Source organism: Paenibacillus peoriae KCTC 3763, from assembly GCF_000236805.1.
Taxonomy (GTDB): Bacteria; Bacillota; Bacilli; order Paenibacillales; family Paenibacillaceae; genus Paenibacillus; species Paenibacillus peoriae.
This window is the reverse complement of record NZ_AGFX01000048.1, coordinates 132,567-140,345: the sequence shown is the minus strand read 5'-3', so window position 1 is coordinate 140,345 and position 7,779 is coordinate 132,567. Positions and strand designations below refer to the sequence as shown.

General features: G+C 45.2%; 5 protein-coding genes. All 5 read left to right on the top strand.

Going from position 1 to position 7,779, the window contains the following annotated elements; genetic code table 11:
* Window positions 1-157: 157 nt before the first annotated feature.
* The 5 genes from KQI_RS0126290 to KQI_RS0126270 all read left to right on the top strand — a co-directional run bounded on the left by KQI_RS0126290 (window position 158) and on the right by KQI_RS0126270 (window position 7,604).
* Complete coding sequence (locus KQI_RS0126290) at window positions 158-2,188, top strand: beta-galactosidase (protein WP_010349894.1); 2,031 nt, start codon at window positions 158-160, stop codon at window positions 2,186-2,188.
* Between the two features lie 18 nt (window positions 2,189-2,206).
* Complete coding sequence (locus KQI_RS0126285; RefSeq protein WP_010349893.1) at window positions 2,207-2,410, top strand: hypothetical protein; 204 nt, start codon at window positions 2,207-2,209, stop codon at window positions 2,408-2,410.
* Window positions 2,411-2,548: 138 nt separating this feature from the next.
* Window positions 2,549-3,955: a sucrose-specific PTS transporter subunit IIBC gene (locus tag KQI_RS0126280; protein WP_010349892.1), complete on the top strand. Its 1,407-nt coding sequence runs from the start codon at window positions 2,549-2,551 to the stop codon at window positions 3,953-3,955.
* An 18-nt stretch (window positions 3,956-3,973) separates the two neighbouring features.
* Window positions 3,974-6,232, top strand: coding sequence for a beta-glucosidase BglX (gene bglX, locus KQI_RS0126275; protein ID WP_010349891.1), 2,259 nt, complete (start codon window positions 3,974-3,976; stop codon window positions 6,230-6,232).
* Complete coding sequence (locus KQI_RS0126270) at window positions 6,225-7,604, top strand: glycoside hydrolase family 32 protein (RefSeq protein ID WP_010349890.1); 1,380 nt, start codon at window positions 6,225-6,227, stop codon at window positions 7,602-7,604. The genes bglX and KQI_RS0126270 overlap by 8 nt, the downstream gene beginning before the upstream one ends.
* Window positions 7,605-7,779 lie beyond the last annotated feature (175 nt).

The window sequence follows — 7,779 nt, the reverse complement described above, 5'->3', positions numbered from 1 at the left end:
ATGGGGAGTCAAAATCATAAAAGAACACCTCCAGTGCATGCGTGTATGTACTTCCCCTATAGTTCCATATTGTTATATCCAAGTTCATTTTATTATATATAAAAGCAGATCTCTGTATTATAAGATAGGATTATTCTTATATATAGAGGTGATTAGCATGATAAGTGGCAAACTTCCTAAAGTATTTTATGGTGGAGATTACAATCCCGAGCAATGGGACAAGGCCACACATCAGGAGGATTTACGGATGTTCAGGCTGGCAGGGATTGATATCGCCACAATCAACGTATTCTCATGGGCCAAAATTCAGTCGGACGAAATCACATATCATTTTGAATGGCTGGATCAATTGATTGATAGCCTTTATGAAAACGGTATCTTCGTTTGTCTTGCTACCAGCACTGCGGCCCATCCTGCCTGGATGGCTACCCGTTATCCGGACATTCTTCGGGTCGATGCTGACGGACGCAAGCGGAAATTCGGCGGGCGCCACAATTCCTGTCCGAACAGCCCGACCTATCGCAAATACGCCGAGCATATGGCTGACCGGCTGGCGGAGCGATACAAGGATCATCCCGCGGTTCTCGTATGGCACGTGTCCAATGAATATGGCGGAGATTGCTATTGCGACAACTGCGCCTCCGCATTCCGGGTGTGGCTTAAGCAAAAATACGGTACGCTGGATGAACTAAACCGGGTGTGGAATACCTCCTTCTGGGGACACACCTTCTATGACTGGGATGAAATTGTGCCTCCAAACAATCTGAGCGAGCATTGGGGCGAAAATCACTCCACCTTTCAGGGGATTTCCCTCGATTATGCGCGTTTCAATTCAGACGGTATGCTCGATTGCTATTTGCTGGAATATAACGCAATCAAAAAGCGCATCCCCCATGCTGTGGTAACGACCAATCTGATGGGCTTTTTCAAGCAGCTGGACTACTTCAAATGGGCTAAACACATGGATATTGTGTCTTGGGACAGCTATCCGCGGGCTAATACCCCCGTAAGCTATACCGCGATGGCACACGATCTGATGCGCGGTCTGAAGGATGGGCAGCCCTTTATGCTCATGGAACAAACACCGAGCCAGCAAAATTGGCAGGCATATAATTCACTCAAGCGGCCCGGGATCATGCGGCTATGGAGTTACCAAGCGGTAGCGCATGGCGCGGACACGGTCATGTTCTTCCAGCTTCGCCGCTCGATCGGTGCTTGTGAGAAATTTCACGGAGCTGTGATTGAGCATGTCAGCCATGAAAACACACGTGTATTCCGCGAGGTGGCTCAACTTGGCAGCGAGCTTGGAGCATTAGGAGACAGGTTCCTTGACGCGACCGTCGATGCCAAAGTAGCCATTTTATTCGATTGGGATAATTGGTGGGCATTGGAAAAATCAAGCGGGCCCTCTGTCGCATTGAACTACGTCGATCAGGTGCATAAGTATTATGCGGCCCTTTTCCGGCGCAACGTGCAGGTAGACCTGATTTCCGTAGAAACGGATTTCCAGAAATATGATCTCATTATCGCGCCTGTACTCTACATGGTCAAGCCGGGCACTGCTGAGAAGCTGGAACAATTTACGGAGCGCGGCGGCACCTTTGTTACCACCTTTTTCAGCGGCATCGTCAATGAAAACGATCTGGTCACAACCGGAGGATATCCGGGCAAGCTGCGTAAGCTGCTCGGGATTTGGGTAGAAGAAATTGACGCGCTTTTGCCGGAATCAAACAATCGTATCATCATGAAAGAAAAGGTGGGTGCATTGCAGGGAGAATATCAATGCGGCATGCTCTGTGACCTGCTGCACAGCGAAGGTGCCGAGGTGCTGGCCGAATATGGCGATGATTTCTACCAAGGTATGCCGGTGCTGACACGTAATCGTTTAGGTCAAGGTGAGGCCTGGTATGTCGCCTCAGACCCTGAGGAGTCTTTCCTGGATGGCCTGCTGGATTATATTTGTGAGGAAAAAGGGATTGCATCCCTGCTGCGTGCTCCTGCGGGTGTAGAAGCTACTGTACGTTCCAAGGACGGAAAATCGTATCTATTCATCCTGAATCATAACGCCCAGGTACAACATGTTCATCTGGGTGACCAAAAAGGAAATGAGCTGATTAGCGGTGAATTTCTGGAGGGAAATATCTCCATTGAAGGCTACGGCTTTCAAGTGCTGGAGCTATCATTCTAGGTATCAAAGGAGTTCAACATGAAACGACTGCTATGGATGGGCATTCTGTACGCCCTACATGTGCGCAAAAAAATACACCGGATCAACCATGAGGTTATCCGGTGCTCATTCTGGAGGTGCATTTTGCTGTTTCATGATGTGGGCTGGTTTCCAGAAGCGAATAGAGACACGCTCCCAGCTGTTGTTCCAGTATCTGAGCCGATATTTATAACCAAGGTATAAAAAGGTCAAAATTTGACCTTAATGTAGTAAAATAATCGCGCTGTTTGAAAGCGCAGTCATGATATTCTTAAGAAGCATATTGGCCAAAGTTTTAATTGTTTAGACTAACTAAGAGGAACAGAGGAAAGGAAGAGACTGATGAGTCTTGAAAAAGAATACGTTAAAATAGCCCAGGATGTAATTAAAGGGCTTGGCGGAGAAGACAATATTATTTCCATGGCACATTGTGCCACACGGCTGAGAATGATTGTAAAAGACAGGGACATTATTGATGATGAGTTTATTGAGAATATTGATAAGGCCAAGGGGGTATTCTTTACATCCGGGCAATATCAAATTATTTTTGGAACCGGTACCGTAAATAAAGTTTATGAAGCGATGGTCGGCCAAAACGTATCTGCTACATCCAAGGCAGAGCTGAAAGAGAAGGCTTCAACGCAAGATGACAACTTTTTCAAAAGAATGATCCGGGTTTTCGGGGATGTATTCGTTCCCATTATACCTGCATTGGTAGCTACAGGATTGTTTATGGGAGTTAGGGGCTTGCTCACTCAGCCTGCATTGCTTCAGCTGTTTGGACTTACACCGGATCAAATCTCTGCGAATTTTATATTATTTACGCAGATACTGACCGATACCGCTTTTGCATTTTTACCCGTGCTGGTGTGCTGGTCGGCATTCAGAGTATTCGGCGGGTCGCCTATCTTGGGAATATTGCTCGGATTAATGCTGGTGAGTCCTTCCTTGCCTACATCCTGGGATGTCGCTCAACATGTTAAGGAGCCCCTTTTATTTTTGGGATTCATTAAAATTGCAGGCTATCAGGGCTCGGTTCTGCCGGCGTTCATTATAGGGATCGTGGGGGCGATGCTGGAGAAGAGAATCAGGAAATCCGTTCCCGAAGCATTGGACTTGATTCTGACACCATTTCTGACATTGTTGCTCACACTGGTACTGGGCTTGTTCGTGATCGGTCCCATCTTCCATGAGGTGGAAGTTTTAATATTAGCGGGAGTTACAGCTATTTTGAAATTGCCGTTTGGCATTGGCGGGTTTATTTATGGTGGCATTAATCAGATTATTGTTGTTACTGGAATGCACCATGCTTTGAACCTGATAGAAATACAGATGCTGGTGGATAGCGGCTGGAATATGGTCAACCCGATCAGTTCGGCGTCGATTTGTGCACAAGCGGGTGCTGCGCTGGCTGTCGGCCTCAAATCGAGAAGATTAAAAACCAAATCTATTGCCTACCCTTCTGCCTTGTCTGCATTGTTGGGCATTACAGAACCGGCTATCTTCGGGGTGAACATTCGATACGGCAAACCATTCATGATGGGCTTGATTGGGGGAGCGGTTGGCGGATTTTTCGCACGTATCTTTAATGTTCAAGCAACGGGCATGTCGATTACAGCCATCCCTGGATTGTTATTGTATCTGAATAATCAGATTTTTCTGTATATTTTAGTTTGTTTAATCGGTTTTGGTGTAGCATTTGCATTGACATGGATCTTTGGGTTTAAAGAAAAAATAGAGAACAAATAAAATTTGGTGGAGAGAATCATGGACAACAAAACACTGCTTGATAAATTGAACAGCCTTTCAATAGAAGAGAAGATTGGCCAGCTCATCCAACTAACCGGTGATTTTTTTGAAGGCGATATGGATACGGTTGTGACGGGTCCTCTCAAAAAATTAGGGTTAAGCGCCAGTTACAATGTTTATAACACCGGATCTATATTGAACATTACCAATCCGGAAAAAATTATTCGCCTGCAAACGGACTATTTGGAAAAATCGGTTCATAAAATTCCATTGCTGTTCATGGCAGATATTATCTATGGGTATCGAACCATCTTCCCGATTCCAATTGCACAAGCTTGCAGTTGGAACTATGAGGGGATAGAACATGCGGCGTCGATTGCTGCTCGGGAATGCTACGAGGAAGGTGTTCACGTGACCTTTTCCCCCATGGTAGATATCGTTAGAGATCCCCGTTGGGGGCGGGTGATGGAATCCCCTGGAGAAGATACATTGCTGGCGAAGAAATATGCGCAAAGCGTGGTTTTGGGAATCCAGGGAAGGGATTCGGAGAGTACAGCCGTGCCGGCCAATAAAATTGCCGCTTGCGTTAAGCATTTTGCCGCTTATGGAGCGTCTGTCGCTGGACGTGAATACAATGCCGTAGATATGTCGGAGCATGCGTTGCGGGAATATTATTTACCCGGCTATCAAGCTGCAATAGAAGCGGGTGCAAAGCTCGTCATGACGGCTTTTAATACCTTGAATGGTATCCCGGCGACTGGAAACGAATGGCTTAACCGAGATGTGCTAAGACGGGAAATGAATTTTGACGGTGTGTTGATCTCGGATTACGCTGCTATAGAAGAACTGATCATGCATGGTTATGCCGAAGACGAGGCTTCCGCCGCAAGGCTGGCATTGTTGGCGGGTGTGGATGTGGATATGAAGACGGCAGTATACGCTAATCAATTGAAGGATGTAGTATCTGGTAACGACCACATGCTGGAGCTTTTGAATGAAGCTGTACACCGTGTCTTAAAGCTGAAAAATGATTTGGGGCTGTTTGAGGACCCGTTCCGCGGATTACATGAAATCGTTAAACTTTCAACAAGCAGCATTCTGTCAGATGAACATAAAAAAGCCGCGTTGTCCTTGGCAGAAGAATCCGTTGTTCTACTGAAAAATGAAAATGATGTATTGCCGTTTTCAAAGGATACCAAGGTAGCTTTAATCGGTCCTTATGCAGAAGAAAACTCCACCCTGGGTATGTGGGCCATTAAGGGGGATGAGGCGGATACCGTTAATTTGAAAACAGGGCTGTTAAAGCATGTTGATCCCGACAATCTCTCGGTGTGCAGAGGGGCTTATCTGCTGCCTCTTGCTGCAAGGGAGGCCCTCGGTAAATATGCAGACAAGCTGGCTGCTGAAACGGTCGAAGAGGAAGTTCTGCTGCACGAAGCGATCCGGAATGCTAACGAAGCAGAAGTCATTGTCCTTGCCTTGGGAGAAAGTGTTTATCAGAGTGGAGAAGGAGGATCGCGGACGAACCCGACGCTTCCGGAGCCGCAATTGAAACTGCTTCATGAATTAAGTGTATTGGGCAAACAGATCGTTCTGATCGTATATAGTGGAAGACCTTTGATCCTTACTGATGTTGCTGAGAAAGTTGACGCCATTGTTCAGGCCTGGTATCCGGGAACGATGGGTGGAGAAGCGCTGGCCAATGTATTGTATGGGGAAGTAAATCCGTCGGGGAAATTAGCGATGACCTTTCCACGCAGCGTCGGTCAAATTCCGGTGTACTACAATGAGTTGAATACAGGCAGACCGAACCTAAAGGAAAATGGCTCTTATCGATTTGCGTCCCGATATATAGATGAAGTGAACGAACCGTTGTATCCGTTTGGCTATGGTAAATCCTATACTTCATTTGAATACAGTCTATTAACAGTCAGCCCAAAAGAAATGAAAACAAATGAGTCAGTGGATATCCGTATATCTGTATCCAACACTGGAACTTATGATGGGAAAGAAACGATCCAATTATATATTCGCGATAAATTTGCTAGTGTTGCAAGGCCAGTTAAAGAATTAAAAGACTTTAAAAAGGTTTTTTTACAAAGTGGCGAGACCAAAATTGTTGAATTTTCAATTCATGAAGACATGCTTAAATTTTATGGACGTGACATGGAATACAAGAGTGAGCCCGGTGAATTTGAGGTTTATATCGGTTCAAGCTCACAGGAAATTTTGCTGAGCTTTAGTTTTATTTTTTTACCGGAGGATAAACATGAATAAAAGTGACAGTTATAATCTTAAATATCATATTACCCCTCCTTACGGGCTATTAAATGATCCTAATGGACTTGCCTTTTTCAATCATCAATACCATGTGTTCTATCAGTGGAATCCAAAAGGAACAGAGCATAAGCATAAATGCTGGGGCCATGTTGTTTCGAGTGATCTGGTACACTGGCAAAGGAAAAGTGTCGCGCTGGAGCCTTCGGAATGGTATGACAAGGACGGCATTTATTCCGGCGGGGCCATAGTCCATAATGAACAGCTGTATCTGTTTTACACAGGAAATGTAATCAGGGATGATGGAATAAAAGAAAGCTATCAATGCGCAGCCATTTCGGAGGATGGCGAGTATTTTCAAAAAATCGGCCCTTTGTTTGAACATCCCCAGGGTTATACCAGGCATGTCCGAGATCCGAAAGTATGGAGAGACCGGGACGGGGTCTGGTGGCTGATCGTTGGCGCTCAAAGAGAGGATTTGACTGGAGATACGCTTGTCTACAAATCTACTGATTTGTCTGATTGGGAATGCCAAGGATCATTTTTTGAGCATGAGCATGAATTTGGATATATGTGGGAATGCCCGGATATACTGAATTTTGCGGAAAATGATGTTTTTGTTTTTTCTCCTCAGGGGTTACCGGAGGCAGGCGAATATTATAAAAATCCTAATCAATCGGGATATATGGTTGGAAACTTATCGGAGACAGGAAAATTCAACGGGAAGCTTGCCGATTTTCAAGAGCTTGACCGAGGATTTGATTTTTACGCGCCACAATCGTTTAAGGTGAATGACAGAATCATTATGTTCGGGTGGATGAGCGCTATGAATGAAGAAACGGAGAGGGCTGTTCCGACCATTCAGGAAGGCTGGATTCATGCGCTGACTCTTCCTAGAGAAATAGTGCTGATTAACGGTGCGCTATACCAGAAACCATTGCCGGAATTACAATTGTTAAGACTGGACGATATGCATTACAAGGGGAATATTCAAAAAGGTGGTGGGTGGCTGCTGCCTTCCTTGCAGGCGGAATTCATTGTTCATTTTTCGATGCTTACAGAAAACTTCAAAATGATATTAAGAGACGCTGTGCAAATTGACTATAATTCGGAACAAAACAGTCTAACCGTATGGAGAACCAACTGGTTGACGAACCAGAGGGAGTACAGAAAAGCAACATTAACGAATAGACTTGCAGAAATGCAAATATTCATTGAAAGCTCAAGTCTGGAGATCTTTGTGAACGAAGGCGAGGAAGTGTTTTCTCTGCGTTATTTCTTAGAGGATACGGAACAACGCAGTGTGCTGCTTGAAGCAGGAGACAATGAAGGAGAAGTTAGGATTTATCAGCTTCAGGAAGGTGTAGAGTAAGAGCGAAGTTGCAGGTGTAAAGACCGGGAAGCAGGCATGGAAAGGCTGTTCATTACTCCGTTTGCGAGAGGAACTGCCTTTTTTGTCTTGGTCAGCTGAATAGATTTCAGCTTGTCTGGGCATTTTACTATCGGTATAGTATGAGTATTAGAGTTTCTGACTTAACATAGGTACT